At 68.5% G+C, this 14441-nt stretch carries 13 protein-coding genes and 2 pseudogenes; 7 read left to right on the top strand and 8 right to left on the bottom strand.

The window, feature by feature from the left end; genetic code table 11:
• Positions 1-231: 231 nt before the first annotated feature.
• Complete coding sequence (locus BJF85_RS25485; protein ID WP_075850442.1) at positions 232-954, bottom strand: GntR family transcriptional regulator; 723 nt, start codon at positions 952-954, stop codon at positions 232-234.
• Positions 955-1036: 82 nt separating this feature from the next.
• Entirely contained in the window at positions 1037-2230 is a 1194-nt protein-coding gene (locus BJF85_RS25480) for an ATP-binding protein (protein WP_075850441.1), read from the bottom strand.
• 319 nt (positions 2231-2549) lie between these two features.
• Between BJF85_RS25480 and BJF85_RS25475 the strand changes: the two genes are divergently transcribed.
• Together BJF85_RS25475 and BJF85_RS25470 are read left to right on the top strand one after the other, a co-directional pair.
• Positions 2550-3548, top strand: a complete 999-nt coding sequence (locus BJF85_RS25475; RefSeq protein ID WP_255375936.1) for a glycerophosphodiester phosphodiesterase family protein — start codon at positions 2550-2552, stop codon at positions 3546-3548.
• A 190-nt stretch (positions 3549-3738) separates the two neighbouring features.
• Positions 3739-4251 (top strand): DoxX family protein, encoded by a 513-nt coding sequence (locus tag BJF85_RS25470; RefSeq protein WP_075850439.1) that lies wholly within the window; start codon positions 3739-3741, stop codon positions 4249-4251.
• Between the two features lie 162 nt (positions 4252-4413).
• Here the strand turns inward: BJF85_RS25470 and BJF85_RS25465 are convergent, their stop codons facing one another.
• A complete protein-coding gene (locus BJF85_RS25465; RefSeq protein ID WP_075850438.1) occupies positions 4414-5742 on the bottom strand; it encodes an acetyl-CoA C-acetyltransferase in 1329 nt (442 codons plus the stop codon).
• Between the two features lie 122 nt (positions 5743-5864).
• Here BJF85_RS25465 and BJF85_RS25460 point away from each other — a divergent pair, with 122 nt between their 5' ends.
• Together BJF85_RS25460 and BJF85_RS25455 are read left to right on the top strand one after the other, a co-directional pair.
• Positions 5865-7211 carry a 3-oxoacyl-ACP reductase gene (locus tag BJF85_RS25460; RefSeq protein WP_075850437.1) on the top strand — a complete coding sequence of 449 codons (1347 nt, stop codon included), beginning with the start codon at positions 5865-5867 and terminating at the stop codon, positions 7209-7211.
• Between the two features lie 2 nt (positions 7212-7213).
• Complete coding sequence (locus tag BJF85_RS25455) at positions 7214-8059, top strand: MaoC/PaaZ C-terminal domain-containing protein (protein WP_075850466.1); 846 nt, start codon at positions 7214-7216, stop codon at positions 8057-8059.
• Between the two features lie 63 nt (positions 8060-8122).
• On the opposite strand, the pseudogene BJF85_RS25450 reads toward BJF85_RS25455, so the two are convergent.
• From BJF85_RS25450 to BJF85_RS25440, 3 genes and pseudogenes are all read right to left on the bottom strand, one after another.
• Positions 8123-9705: pseudogene (locus tag BJF85_RS25450) on the bottom strand (long-chain fatty acid--CoA ligase).
• Positions 9706-9767: 62 nt separating this feature from the next.
• A complete protein-coding gene (locus BJF85_RS25445; protein ID WP_075850436.1) occupies positions 9768-10895 on the bottom strand; it encodes a DUF5938 domain-containing protein in 1128 nt (375 codons plus the stop codon).
• 32 nt (positions 10896-10927) lie between these two features.
• On the bottom strand, positions 10928-11731 hold the full coding sequence (locus BJF85_RS25440; RefSeq protein WP_075850435.1) for an SDR family NAD(P)-dependent oxidoreductase: 804 nt from the start codon (positions 11729-11731) through the stop codon (positions 10928-10930).
• A gap of 216 nt (positions 11732-11947) precedes the next feature.
• Between BJF85_RS25440 and BJF85_RS25435 the strand changes: the two genes are divergently transcribed.
• A complete protein-coding gene (locus BJF85_RS25435; protein WP_075850434.1) occupies positions 11948-12583 on the top strand; it encodes a TetR/AcrR family transcriptional regulator in 636 nt (211 codons plus the stop codon).
• A 145-nt stretch (positions 12584-12728) separates the two neighbouring features.
• A pseudogene (locus BJF85_RS30830) lies at positions 12729-12983 on the top strand (hypothetical protein); the annotation flags it as partial.
• On the opposite strand, the gene BJF85_RS25425 reads toward BJF85_RS30830, so the two are convergent.
• Both BJF85_RS25425 and BJF85_RS30825 read right to left on the bottom strand, forming a co-directional pair.
• A complete protein-coding gene (locus tag BJF85_RS25425) occupies positions 12887-13534 on the bottom strand; it encodes an SDR family NAD(P)-dependent oxidoreductase (protein ID WP_255375935.1) in 648 nt (215 codons plus the stop codon). The pseudogene BJF85_RS30830 and the gene BJF85_RS25425 sit on opposite strands and share 97 nt — an antisense overlap.
• Positions 13525-13740 (bottom strand): hypothetical protein, encoded by a 216-nt coding sequence (locus BJF85_RS30825; RefSeq protein WP_255375931.1) that lies wholly within the window; start codon positions 13738-13740, stop codon positions 13525-13527. Before BJF85_RS30825 ends, BJF85_RS25425 begins: the two co-directional genes overlap by 10 nt.
• A gap of 125 nt (positions 13741-13865) precedes the next feature.
• Here BJF85_RS30825 and BJF85_RS25420 point away from each other — a divergent pair, with 125 nt between their 5' ends.
• A complete protein-coding gene (locus BJF85_RS25420) occupies positions 13866-14438 on the top strand; it encodes a TetR/AcrR family transcriptional regulator (protein ID WP_075850432.1) in 573 nt (190 codons plus the stop codon).
• The last annotated feature ends 3 nt before the right edge of the window (positions 14439-14441 follow it).

Raw genomic sequence — 14441 nt, 5'->3', positions numbered from 1 at the left:
AAACGAAAACGGAGGGTCGACGGGATGACACTTCACCCAGCGGCAGAGCCGCCCCACCATCCCGGAGACCTGCCCGCCGGCGAGGCACCCCCACCCCCCAAAGCAACACCCCCGGCACCGCGAAACACCAACACGGCCACGCGAGGTGCCAACACAGCGACGCGGGATGCTGACACAGCGCCGCGAGATGCCAACACGACGCCCCCACCGCCACCCCACCCCCCCCGGGGCTCAGCCCCCGAGATCCTCCCCGACCTCGAAGACAACCCGAATGGCGTCGGCGCGGATCCACCGTTCGGTCAAGCACACGGGGGTCCCGCTGACCCGGTCGGTGTTGAGGGATTTGACGAACCAGACGGCGGCGCCGGGGTCGATGGCGAGTTCGTCGGCGACTTCGTCGGGGGCGGCTTCCATGCTGGCGCGGACCCAGCTGCGGGTGGGTGCGACGCCGCCGACGGTGCGGATGACGTGGTCGAGCGAGTCGGAGACGCGCAGGGCGGTGGGCAGTTCGGGGACGGTGGCGGCGGGGACCCATTCGGTGCCCCAGGATGCAGGGAGCTCGTCGGTGAAGGAGCGGCGTTGGAGTCGCCAGACGGCGGTGCCTTCGGGGGCGTCGAGTTTGGCCGCCACCGCGGCGGGCATCGGGATCGACTCGCAGGACCGCACGACGGTGCGGGGTGTCGCCCCGGCGTCGCGCAGTGTGTGGCTCCAGGAGGGGGCGCGATGGCTGGAGATCGGGTAGTCGACGCGGCGCGCGGTGAAGGTCCCCATGCCGCGGACGCGGCGGACGAGGAACTGTCGTTCGAGTTCCTGCACGGCGGCCCTGGCGGCGGCGCGGCTGACGTCGAAGCGCGCGGCGATCGCGAGTTCGCCGTCCACTTTGGTGCCCGGTGGAAGGTCGGCGATCTCGGCGGTCAACGCCGCTGCGATTTCCCGGTACTTGGCCGACGCCACAGCCTCACTCTGCCACCCACGCGGGCGTCGGGGTAGGCACCGTGTTGTCCGAACAACGGCGCCGCACGCGTGCCGGTCGGGGTCAGTCGACGCGGTTGAGCAGGTAGTTGCCGAAGTGCGGGACGGTGAACGCGATGTGTCCGCGTTCGGCCGAGTAGACGAGGCCCTTCTTCATGAGGCTGTCGCGGGCCGGCGACAGCGAGGACGGTTTGCGGCCGAGGTAGACGGCGATGTCCGAGGTCACGGCGCTTTCGTCCTTGCCCTCGGTCAGTTCGGCCATGGCGCGCAGGTACTCGCGTTCGGCGGGGGTGGCGCGTTCGTAGCGGGAGCCGAAGAAGCCGACGGCGAGTTCGGCCTCGGCCTCGGGGGCGGCGACGCGCACGTCCTCCTCGGTGATCGGGTTCGACGGTGCCGCGTCCCAGGCCGCCTTGCCGTAGGCCTGGATGAAGTAGGGGTAGCCGCCGGAGGCGGTGTACATGGCGTCGAGGGCCGCGGGTGCGATCTCGGCGTCCTCGCGTTCGACGGGCGCGAGCACGGCGCGGTCGGCGTCCTCCCTGGTCAGCCTGTCGATTCGGGTGTAGCGGAACAGGCGCTCCGAGTACGACTTGGACGCCGAGAGCACGGCCGGCACGTGCGGCAGGCCCGCGCCGACGACGACGAGCGGCGCGCCGGACTGCGACAGTTCGTGGCACGCCGCGCACAACGCCGACACGTCCTCGGGCGTCAGGTCCTGGATCTCGTCGATGAGCAGCGCGACGCCGCTGCCGACGTCGGTGGCCAGTTCGGCGACCTCGGTGAACAGCTCGACGAGGTCGATCTCGATGTCGCCGGAGTCGGCGCGGCCCTGCGCGGGCGGGACGTCGATGCCGGGCTGCCAACGGTCGCGCATCTTCGCGTCCGGCTTGTTGGCCTTGAGCGCGAACGCCTTGAGCACGGCGAGCACCTCGTCGACGCGGTCGGGTGCGCGGTGGCGCACGGCGAGGTCGCGGATCGCGCGATGCAACGCCGCCGACAGCGGGCGGCGCAGTTCGGCGTCGGGACGGGCCTCGACCTTGCCGGCGCCCCAGCGTTGGCGGATGGCCATCGACCGCAGCTCGCCGAGCAGAACGGTCTTGCCGACGCCGCGCAACCCGGTGAGCATCAGGCTGCGCTCGGGGCGCCCGCGCGCGACGCGCTCGAGGACGACATCGAAGGCGTCCAGCTCACGTTCGCGGCCGGCGAGCTCGGGCGGGCGCTGACCGGCTCCAGGGGCGAACGGGTTCCGCACGGGGTCCATGGCTAGCACGGTATTGCCTTCTCTAGCCAAATCCCGATATTCCCCGAGAAATCCCTACGCGTGTCGGTTGGCCTGTCGGGAGGCCGCACCGCCACCACCCGCGAACAGCACGCGCGTCAACCGGGTCGCGAAAGCACCTCCCGATTGGGTGGTGGTGGGCCGGCGGGTGGGAGTGTCGGTTGGCCTGTCGAGCTCGTTGCCGTCCGTGTTTGTTCCATCTGGGGATCACCTGGGCGTCACCTGAAGGTGCAAGGGTTCGCTGGTGAAGACCACTCAGCGCATCGCAGCCCTCGCGGCGAGCGTTCTCACTGTCATCGGGATCGGCGTGCCCGCGGCGGCGGCCGGTCCGAAGCCGGGCAACCCCGGCGGAGCGCATTTCGACATCCAGGCCCACCGTGGCGGCCTCGGCCTCACCGTCGAGGGCACGCTCAAGGCCTTCGACCGTGCCCTCGAGCTGGGCGTCACGACGCTCGAGCTCGACATCCAGATCACCCGCGACGGCCGCGACGTGATCACCCACGACCGGCAGGTCGATCCGACCAAATGCCAGGACACCGAGCCGGTGACACCCGACGATCCGCAGTTCCCGTACGCGGGTAAGTACGTCAAGGACCTCACGTTCGAGCAGGTCCGGAGCCTCGACTGCGGGTCCCAGCAGCACCCCGACCACCCCGGTCAGGAACTCGACCCGGGTGCGCCCATGCCGACGCTGGAGGAGCTGTTCGCGCTGGTCCGCGAGAAGCGCGCGTTCGGCGTGAAGTTCAACATCGAGACGAAGGTCGAGGCCGCCGCGCCGCACGAGACGGCGCCGCGTGAGGAGTTCGTCGAGCGGGTCGCCTCCGAGGTGGAACGCTCCGGCTTCGCCCGCAACGTGACCATCCAGAGCTTCGACTGGGGCGCGCTGATGGCCATGTCGGAGCGCATGCCGAAGGTGCCGCTCGTGGCGCTGACCGTGCCGAACTTCCTCGAGGTCGGCGAGCCCGGCAAGTCGCCGTGGCTGGGTGGAATCGACATCGACGACTTCGACGGCAACCCCGTGCGCGCGGCCCACTCGTTCGGCGCGAGCGCGTTGTCGCCGGTGCACGGCGAGCCGCAGGACGGCGAGATCGGCGACCCGGACTACGTCCCGTTCACCACGAAGGAGATGGTCGACGAGGCGCACGCCCACGGCATGACCGTCATCCCGTGGACCGTCAACGACAAGCCGACGATGCGCAAACTCGTCGACGACGGCGTCGACGGGATCATCACCGACTACCCCGACCGCCTCCGCGACGTGGCCGCCGAGTACGGCTTCAAGCTCCCCAAGCAGTACTGAGCCGAGATGCACCCGTGGCATAGTTGCGCTCAACGCAACTATGGGGCCCACGGGTGCATTTTCTATGCGGGTCTATGCGGGCGTATCGGGGTTTATCGGGTGGGAGCTAGAGAGCTGTAGAGAGTCGGAGACGGCGTTCGTGGGTAGGTTGGTCTGCGGAGACCTCGTCAGTCGATCTACAGGAGCTTCGATGATCGTGCGCCGTGTGGCCCGTCCCCTGCTCGCCGCCATCTTCATCGCCGGTGGTCTGAACGCCATTCGGCAGGCGGAAGGGCATGCGCAGGCGGCCGAACCGTTCCTCAGCGAGAACGTGCTGCCCGTGGCCGACAAGCTGCCCGTCGACACCGATCCCGTTGCCGTCGTCAAGTTCGACGGGGCGGTGAAGGTCGCCGCCGGCACGATGCTGGCGCTCGGCAAGTTCCCGCGGCTGTCGTCGATCGCGCTGCTGACGAGCATCACCGCGACCACCGTCGCCGGACACCCGTTCTGGGAGAAGCAGGACGCCGGTGAGCGCGCCCAGGAACAGGTGCAGTTCCTGAAGAACGCCGGCCTCGCGGGCGGGTTGATGCTGGCGATGGTCGACACCGAGGGCAAGCCGTCCGTCGGCTGGCGCACCAAGCGCGCCGCCCGCAAGGCCCGCAAGCAGGTCGAGGACACCACCGCCAAGGCGACCGGCGCCGTCGAGTCCGTCCTGCCGAACTGACCCACGGCGCCGCACGGCGCTCCCAGGACCCGGCGCACCCGCCGCCCCTAATGCGACCAACGGCCCCATGGTTGCGTGGAATCGAGCCCAGCCACGCGGAGCGTGTCCGTTTGGGTGGTGGTGGGCGACGGGTGGGCGCGACCATGGGGCCCTCGGGGGCTTCTAGCGTTCGAGGATGGCGGTGATGCCTTGGCCGCCGGCGGCGCAGATGGAGATGAGGCCGCGGCCGGAGCCCTCCTCGGCGAGGAGCTTGGCCAGGGTGCCGACAATGCGCCCGCCGGTCGCGGCGAACGGGTGCCCGGCCGCCAGCGACGAGCCGTTGACGTTGAGCTTCGCGCGGTCGATCGACCCGACGGGCTCGTCGCGGCCCAGCTTCTCCTTGGCGAACGTCGGGTCCTCCCACGCCTTGAGCGTGGCCAGCACCTGCGACGCGAACGCCTCGTGGACCTCGTAGAAGTCGAACTCGTCGAGCGTGAGGCCCGCGCGGTCGAGCATCCGCGGCACGGCGTACGCGGGCGCCATCAGCAGGCCCTCCTCGCCGTGCACGTAGTCGACGGCCGCGGTCTGCGTGAACGTCAGGTACGCCAGCACCGGCAGCTTGTGCTCCTTGGCCCACTCCTCGGTGGCCAGCAGCACGGCGGACGCGCCGTCGGACAGCGGCGTCGAGTTGCCCGCCGTCATCGTGCCGTCCTTGCCGCCGAACACCGGCTTGAGCTTGCCGAGCTTCTCGGCCGTCGAGTCGGCGCGCAGGTTCTGGTCGCGGGTCTGCCCGAGGAACGGGGTGAGCAGGTCGTCGAAGAAGCCCGCGTCGTAGGCGGCGGCGAGCCGCTGGTGGCTCGTGGCGGCGAGTTCGTCCTGGTCGCCGCGCGCGATGTCCCACGAGTTCGCGGTCAGCGACGCGTGCTCGCCCATGGACAGGCCGGTGCGCGGCTCCGCGTTCTGCGGGATCTCCGGCACGATGTGCCCGGGACGCAGCTTGCCGAGCAGCTTGACCCGCTGGCCGACGGTCTTCGCGGCGTTGAGCTTGACCAGCAGGCGGCGCAGGTTGTCGTTGACGGCCAGGGGCGCGTCGCTCGTGGTGTCGACGCCGCCGGCGATCGCCGAGTCGATCTGCCCGAGCGCGATCTTGTTGGCCGTGTTGACGATGGCCTGCAGGCCGGTGCCGCACGCCATCTGGACGTCGGACGCGGGCGTGGTCGGCGCGAGCTTGCTGCCCAGCACCACCTCGCGGGCCAGGTTGAAGTCACGCGAGTGCTTGAGGACGGCACCGGCGGCGACCTCGCCGAGCTGCTCGTTCTGCAGCGCGTACCTGCTGACGAGGCCGTCGACGGCGGCGGTGAGCATGTCCTGGTTGGAGGCGTTCGCGTAGGGGCCGTTGGACCTGGCGAACGGGATGCGGTTCGCGCCGACGATCGCGACCCTGCGGGCAGTCGGCGCCTTCGGCTTGGCGGGCCGCGCCTTGCCGCCGCTCGGCTTCTGCGCTGAGGTCATGACTTCCTCCTGCTCGGGTGGTTCTCGAGAACGCTCGACGTGGTTCCCAGGGTAACCTACTCGCTAGTAGGTTAGGCTGTGACGGTAGCAGTTCCAGCCGGACGAGGACGGTGACGACAGCGATGGCGGACACGTATCAACAGTTCACCAAGAGTGCGGTGGGCAAGTTCCTGGTGCCGAAGCTCGGCCTGCCCAACCCGCCGAAGCTGCGGCGTTACCGGCCGGGCGAGCCGCCGCTGGCCGGGCCCGCGCTGATCGGCGCCGCACCGGGCGGACGTCTCGAGAAGGCGCTGAGCAAGCAGATCGCCGCCGCGGGCATCGACGTGCTGACCGAGGCCGCCGGGGACGACACGCGCTACGGCGCCCTCGTCTTCGACGCCACCGGCATCACCGACCCGGCGCAGCTGCGCGAGCTGCACCGCTTCTACAAGCCGGTGGTGCGCAAGGTCGCCCCGTCGGCGCGGGTCGTCGTGCTCGGCACGCCGCCCGAGTCGACCGACGGCCGCGAGCGCATCGCCCAGCGCGCGCTCGAAGGCTTCACCCGCTCGGTCGGCAAGGAGCTCAAGCGCGGCGCGACGGCCCAGCTCGTCTACGTCGCCGAGGGCGCCGAGGAGGCGACCGAGTCGACGATCCGGTTCCTGCTGTCGGCGAAGTCGGCGTTCGTCGGCGGTCAGGTCATCCGCGTCGGCACCGGCGGCGTGACCACCGCGACCGCCCCGGAGAACTGGGACACCCCGCTCGCCGGCAAGACCGCGCTGGTCACGGGTGCCTCCCGCGGCATCGGCGCGGCGATCGCCGAGACGCTCGCCCGCGACGGCGCCCACGTCGTCGCCCTCGACATCCCCGCCCAGGGCGCGGACCTGTCGCAGGTCGCCAATCGGATCGGCGGTTCGGCGCTGCAGCTCGACATCACCGCCGACGACGCCCCGGCCAAGCTCGCGACGTACCTGTCCGAGCGGCACGGCGGGGTCGATGTCGTCGTGCACAACGCGGGCATCACGCGCGACAAGACGCTCGGCAACCTCACCGACGCCGCGTGGGACTCCGTGCTCGGCGTCAACCTGGTCTCCCAGCTCGCCGTCAACGACACGCTGTTGGCCGACAAGGTGCTCAACACCGGTGGCCGCATCATCGGCGTCTCGTCGATGGCCGGCATCGCGGGCAACGTGGGCCAGACCAACTACGCGGCCAGCAAGGCCGGCGTCATCGGCATGGTCGACGAGACCGCGCCGAAGCTCGCCTCCTACGGCGGCACGATCAACGCCGTCGCGCCCGGGTTCATCGAGACGCAGATGACCGCCGCCGTGCCGATCATGATCCGCGAGTTCGGCCGCCGTCTGTCGTCGCTGGCGCAGGGCGGGCTGCCGGTGGACGTCGCCGAGACGATCGCCTGGTACGCCAACCCCGGCTCGGCCGCCGTCAACGGCAACGTCGTCCGCGTGTGCGGCCAGGCCTTCCTGGGAGCGTGACGATGACGGTCACGGAGTTGAACGGGCCGCCGAACGTGGCGGCGCTGTACCCGAAGGTGGTTCTCGGCGGGCTGCGCAAGAGCGGCGGGCAGCTGCCCGACCTGGAGTTCGTGCGCACCGACGTCGTCACCGACCCGGAGCACCTCGCCGCGTACAACCAGGTGTGCGGGTTCCGGCTGTCCGACGAACTGCCGATCACGTATCCGCACATCCTGGCGTTCGGTCTGCAGATGTCGCTGATGGCCGAGCCGTCGTTCCCGTTCCCGCTGCTGGGCATGGTGCACGTGGCCAACCGCATCACCCAGCACCGGCCGATCCGCATCGACGAGCCGATGACGCTGCGCGTACGCACGGCCGACCTGCGCCCGCACGAGAAGGGCACGCAGTTCGACGTCATCAGCGAGGCCCATGTCGGCGGCGAGGTCGTGTGGTCGGACGTGTCGACATATCTGCGGCGCGGTGGCGGCACGGGGTCCGGTTCCGGCGGCGGGAAGCAGCTGGCGCCGCCCACCCCGGGTGCGATCTGGCGGGTGCCGGGCGACATCGGCCGCCGCTACGCCGAGGTGTCCGGCGACCGGAACCCGATCCACCTGCACCCGCTGACGGCGAAGGCGTTCGGTTTCCCCTCGGCGATCGCGCACGGCATGTGGACCAAGGCCCACGCGCTGGCGGCGTTCGAGGGCAGGCTCCCGGACGCCTACACCGTGGACGTCAAGTTCAAGCTGCCCGTCCTGCTGCCGGCGAAGGCGGCGTTCACGACGTGGCAGACCACCGACGGGCACGCGTTCGAGCTGTGGAACGCGCGCAAGCCGAAACCGCACCTGTCGGGCACCGTCACCGCACTGTGAGCGACGGGCCGGGTGTGGCGGTCAGCGGTCCGTCGGCCGCCACACCCGGACACACGATGATCGTCAAGCTTCCTCACGGGGAAGGCCTGCGCCGCGGTCGGGCGTGTGGTCGGTCGGTGAGACCAGCCGGTCCCTGATCTCGTGCTTGAGGATCTTGCCGATCTTCGAACGCGGAAGATCGGGCCAGACTCTGATCAGTTTCGGCGTCTTCACGCCGCCCAGCCGTCCTTTCACGAACGACATCAACTCGTCCGGTGTCGTCGGCCGCTCGGTTCTGAGCTGGACCACGGCGGTGACCTGCTCACCCCATTTTTCGTCCGGCAGACCGACCACTGCCGCGTCGTGTACCGCCGGGTGGGCAGTCAGAGCCTGCTCGACCTCGGCCGAATAGACGTTGAATCCACCCGTGATGATCATGTCTTTCGCGCGGTCGACGATGTAGAGGTAGTTGTCGTCGTCGAGATAGCCGATGTCGCCGGTATGGTGCCAGCCGTGTTTGCTGACGTCCTTCGTCGCTTCGGGGTCGTCGTGATAGCCGGCCATCACCAGTGGGCCGCGGACCACGATCTCCCCGCGGCGGCCCGGCGGAAGCAGCGTTCCGGCGTCGTCCATCACCGCGACCTGGGTGAACGGCGTGGGGCGTCCGGCGGATGACAGTCGCTCGGTGGCGACGGATCCGTCGTCATGGAAGTGGTCTTCGGGCGGGAGGGCCGAGATCATGTTCGGGGCCTCCGTTTGTCCGAACAGTTGCCCGAGTACGGGTCCGATCCTGGTGAGCGCCTCTGCCAGCCGGGTCGGTGAAATGGGTGCGGCGCCGTACCACAGGCACTGCAACGATTTCAGGTTCGTGGAGTCGAGGTCTGGGTGTTCCAGCAGCCCGTAGATGACCGTCGGTGGCAGGAACGCGTGCGTGATCCTGTGTCGCTCGACGAGCCGGAGGAACTCGCCGAGATCGGGTTTCGGCATGATGACGATCTCGCCGCCGAGGGTCATGATCGGGAAGGTGAGCACACCGGCGGAATGGGTGAGCGGGGCCAGTGCCAGGTACCGGGGCCGGTGCGTGAACGGGTAGCTCATCAGGGTCAGCGCGGTCGCGGTCTCCATGTTGCGCCCCGTGAGCCGCACACCCTTCGGTTTCCCCGTGGTGCCACCGGTTCCCGCGAGCATGCATGGTTCGTCGTCGCTCGGCGATATCGTGTCCGGTTCGCGGTGATTACGCGTGAGCCATTCCGAGAAAGAGAGCGCGCCGTCGACCGTGCCGTCCAGGCAGACCAGCGTGATCAACTCGGGCAGGTTGCCGCGGATCGCCTGCACCAGCGGGGCGAACTTCTCTTGGAAGAACAGGCAGCGGCAGCCGAACAAGTCGAGGAGCTGCTGGTTCTCGACGGCCTCGTTGCGGGGGTTGACCGGACACCAGACTGCTCCGGCACGTGAGATGCCGAATACACAGGTCAGTGCGAGCGGGTCGTTGGCGGAAAGTACTGCGACTCGGTCTCCGGCGCCGACGCCCGAGCCGTGCAATGCCCCGGCGATGCGCCAGGACTGCCGCTGCACCTCGCGTAACTGAGGGATTCGCCGTTCGTGGTCAGGCATGGTGCATCCCCACCGAGGGACGCACCTTTGTCCAAGTAGTCGGTGAGTTGCACGGATACCTCACTGTTGGAATGGGTGTGGGCCGGCCGGACCGTGGCGGCCGGCCCACACTCGTTCAGTTGTGGACTTCGAGGATGGGCTCGAGCACGAGACCGAAGGAACGCAGCGTCCCGAGCAGTTCGCGGTGTCCGAACGCTTGACAACTGGATGCGAACCCGACCTTGTGCGGCGGTTCCTGGAGTAGATGTGAGGCCGCGTGCACGTTCATTAGTGCCGTCTGTTTGTAGTTGCAGTTTCCATGGATGACGCAGTGTGCCCGGCCCAGCGGCCCGGACGCGTACACCGAATCGAGTGAGGTGTTGATCCGAGGGTTCTCCCGCGGCGGCATCTCGCTGCGCACCTGGGCCGACTGCTCGTCGATGACTCGGTACTTGTCCTCGGTGGACAAACCCTCCGTTTGTTGCAACGCGGACGCAACGATCTGCGGGACCGCCTGCATCAGCGGCCGGTTGAACACGCCGCCGAGTGCGCGCACGTTGGCGACTCGACGGTCGTTCTTGAACCACACCGGATGCGAGGTTCCGCCCCATGGCAACGCGAGCCCCAGCTCGTGCTGCCCGGGGACGGTCAGCTCGGCGGGCCAGCCGTCCGCGGGCCATTCCACGTACTCGTTCTGCTCCAAGTAATACGCCTTCGCGAAAGCGGCGTTGGTCAGGATCGTGTTCGTGGAGGCCACCGTGGGGTGCCCCTTCCAGAACACCTCGATGTCGAGGGTGTCCAGACCGGGGTTCTCCAGGCACAGTTGGGCCGCGATCTCACCGATGGTGTACATCTGTGCCAGACCGGGTGTGAGCACCAGTTCCTGTGCGGCGAAGGCGGCAGCGTAACGCTCGTCGGCTTCGATCATCCAGTTCTGTTCACCGTTGGTGTCGGTGTAGTGCGCCCCGATGTCCAAGCAGGCCTGCGCGACCTCGTGTCCGTAGCGGGCGAACGGGCCGACGGTGTTCAATACGACTCGGGCGCCGCGGAACGCCTCGGCCAGACCGGCGGCGGTGTGTTCGACCTCGGTGACTTCGTGCTCCACCGTCTCGATGCCGGGAACCGCGTCGACTGCCTCCTTGACCCGCTGGCGGTTTCGTCCAGCCGCCAGGAACGGGATGTTGTACTCGCGCAGGTACTCGCAGATCAGACGTCCGGTGTAGCCGGAGGCACCGTAGACGACAACGGGTTTGTCAGTACTCACGGATCTTGTCCTTCCGTTGTTGGGAAAACGGGTCACATGCCCATGCCGCCGTCGACCGAGAGGCCCGTCCCGGTGATGTACTTCGCCGCGTCCGAGGCCAGGAAGACCACCGCGTCGGCCATGTCGTCGACCTGGCCGAGTCGGCCTAGGGGTGTCAGGTCGACGACGGCCTTGGCCGCTTCGTCCGGGGAAGGGAACAGGCCGATATCGGCGCAATCCTCGGCGAGCTGGGTGCCCATCGCGGTCGGTGTCAGACCCGGGTAGATGCAGTTGACCCGCACGCCGTAGCCGAGCTTGCCCGATTCGGCGGCGCCGACCCGGGTGAGCCGGTCAATGGCGGATTTTGTCGCGGAGTAACCCGCGATTCCGGGGAAGGCGATGGTTGCGGCGACAGAGGCGGTGTTGATCACTGTGCCTCCTGCCCCGGCCGGGCCGTCCGGGCGCATCGCGCGGAACGCGTGCTTCATCCCGAGCGCGGTTCCGAGCACGTTCACGTCGGCCATCTTCTTCATGTCCGCCGGATCGAGGTCGACGAGCAGGCTGGTGATCTCCACGCCGGCGTTGTTCACCAGAATGTCGAACCCGCCAAGTGCATCGATCACCTTCGGTACCGCCTCGGCCCAACTGGCTTCCTCGGGCACGTCGAGTGGCACGAACTCCGCTTCGGCGCCCGCATCACGCAATGACTGCGCGGTCTGTTCGCCGGCGTCCTGGAGCACGTCCGCGACCGCAACGGCCGCTCCCGCTCGGGCAAGTGCGTCGGCCATACCCGCGCCGAGTCCGCGCGCACCGCCGGTAACCAGGGCTTTGCGCCCGGTCAGGTCATAGCTTGTCATCCGGAACCTCCTCGTTGAGATCGCCGACCTGTCGTCTCCTTGCTTCTGTTCGCGAGGAGGGAGCGTGCGACGTGGGCCACACGCTAGCAGCGTCTTGACGGTCGTCAAGAGTTTCTTTGACGATCGTCAAGCACGATGGGGTAGCTCGACACGGCCGATAGACTGTCGCTCGGCCCGTAGAGTGCGGGCCCGGATCGAGTCGACAGGACGAAGCACGTGGCCGAGGTCGCCGAAACGAAGCAGGACCGGATCGCTCGCCGCCAGGTCGATAAGTTCGAGGCGCGGCGTAGCGAGCTTGCCTTGGCCACCTTGGCCACCTTGGCCGAGTTGGGCTATGCGCGGACCAGCCTGCGTGAGATTGCGCAGAACTCCGAATTCTCCCACGGAATCCTGCACTATTATTTCGCGGACAAGCGCGACTTGCTGACCCATGCTGTGCGTCAGTACGAAGCCGTATGTGTCACCCGCTACGACGACGTCGTAGCGGGTGCAGAGTCTGCCGAAGTCCTCGCTCGGGATTTCGCCGACACCTTTTTCGGTACGCTGAAGTCCGATGCCCAGTTGCACCGTCTCTGGTACGACCTGCGTAACCAGAGCCTCTTCGACGAGTCGTTCCGTGCCGATGTCCTCGAAATCGATCAGCGTCGTGAGGAGATGATCTGGCGGGTGGTGAGCCGCTACGCAGAATTGTGTGGGGCAGAGCCGGCCACTTCGCCCTCCGGTGCGTACGCCGTCCTCGACGGAATTTTCCAGAGCGCACTGCTGCACTCATTGTCGGGAGTGAGCGACACCGTCAGCCGGTTCGAGAACGAGTTGACCACCATTCTCCGCCTGCTGGTTGTGCAACGGTAGGGCGATCCACGCCTGCCGGATGTCGGAGTTGGACGGGGGCCGAACGTGGCGGCGCTGCATCCGAAGGTGGTCCTCGGCGGTCTGCATAAGAGTGGTGGCGAGCTGTCCGACGAACTGCCGATCACGTATCCGCACATTCTGGCGTTCGGCGATCGCGCACGGCATGTGGACCAAGGCCCACGCGCTCGCGGCGTTCGGGGGCAGGCTGCCGGACGCCTACGCCGTGGACGTCAAGTTCAAGCTGCCCGTGCTGCTGCCGGCGAAGGCGGCGTTCACGACGTGGCAGACCACCGACGGGCACGATCACCGCATTGTGAGCTGGGCCATGATCTGCTGGGTGATGCTGCGTGGCTCCCGGCCGAGCAGCTCTTCCAGCAGTGTGCCGGGGTCGGCGAAGTAGCCGCTCCGCGCTGTCTTGAACAGGGCGAGCGTCATGTCGGCCACGACCTCCGGGACGCCGGCCGCCAGCTGGTCGGCGCGCCACTGCGCGTCGTCGACGACGACGCGTTCGACCGGGTGACCGGTGGCTTCGGTCAGGGCCGAGGCGAAGTCGTCGAGCGTGGCGGGTGGGGCGGCGAGGGTCACGGGGCCGTCGAACGTCCGCTCCCCGGCGAGGACGACGGCCGCGGCCTCGGCGAGGTCGGAACGGTCGGTCCACGGAATCGGGCCGTCGGCCGGCTGCGCGATCGTGTCGGTCCGCGCCCAGGGGCCGAGCAGTTGATCGAGGCCGCCGAAGAAGCCGTTGCGCAGCGCGGTCCAGGCCACCCCGGACTCGGCGAGGGCCGCTTCGGTGGCTGCGTGAAGCGCAGCGGGCGCGTACGGACTGTCCGCCGCCGCGTTCTGCTGGCTCGTGTAGAGGATGCGCCGTGCGCCTGCGGCGACGGCCGCCTCGATCGCCCGGCGGTGCTGGCCGGCGACGTCGGCCGACAGGTCGCCGGAGCTCACCAGCAGTACCTGGTCGGCGTCCTCGAACGAGTCGCGGAGCGCGGCCGGATCGTCGTATGAGCCTGGCGCACCCGCACGCCGCGCTCGGAGAGGTGTCGCGCCCTCCCGGCGTCGCGCACGCTGACACCGATGCGGTCGGCCGGCACACGTTCGAGGAGGTGTTCGACGGTGGCGCCGTTGAGCGCGCCGGTGGCTCCGGTGACGACGATCATCTGCTCGACCCTTCCATTAAGTTGACCAAGGTGGTCAGTTTGCCTCGCATCTCGAAGCTAGATAATCTGACTCGGCGGGTCAAGTTATGGCGAGGTCGGCTACGTCGAAGTGAAAGGACGGCGACATGACCGTTGGGGAACCACGTTTGCGGGCCGACGCCAAGCGCAACGCGGAGCAGATTCGCCGTGCTGCGATCGAGGCGTTCCGGGGTCGCGGTTTGGCCGTGCCGCTGGACGAGGTCGCCAAGGCGGCAGGCGTGAGCAAGGCGACGATCTTCAATCGCTTTGGGGGTCGGATCGGGCTCATCGAGGCCGTCATCGAACAACTCGTCGCCGGTGAGTTGTTCGCCATCATCGACCACGCGCGGACCATCGCCGATGCAGGTGAGCGAGCCGCGTACTACATCGATGCGATTCGCGAGCTGCAGTACCGCCAGCCCGCGGTGAACGACGTCCTGTTGCAGCTGTATCCCGAATCGCAGCAGCTCATGGCGATCTGCCGGGTGGCGGGCGGGTTCAACGCCGAGCTCGTCGAGGCGGGACACGAGGCGAGGCGGCTCCGCCCGGAGTTCACCGAGGGCGACCTCCAGGCGCTCGTCCACGACAGTGCGCTCGCACTCAAGTACGGAAGCCGGCCGGCGGCTGCCGACTACGAGCGCCGCACCACGTTCCTGCTCGACGGCATCCGCACGCACTGAGGA

Source organism: Saccharomonospora sp. CUA-673 (assembly GCF_001942305.1).
Classification (GTDB): Bacteria; Actinomycetota; Actinomycetes; order Mycobacteriales; family Pseudonocardiaceae; genus Prauserella.
Note: the sequence above shows the minus strand (reverse complement) of the source record. Positions and strands in the feature narration are given on the sequence as shown.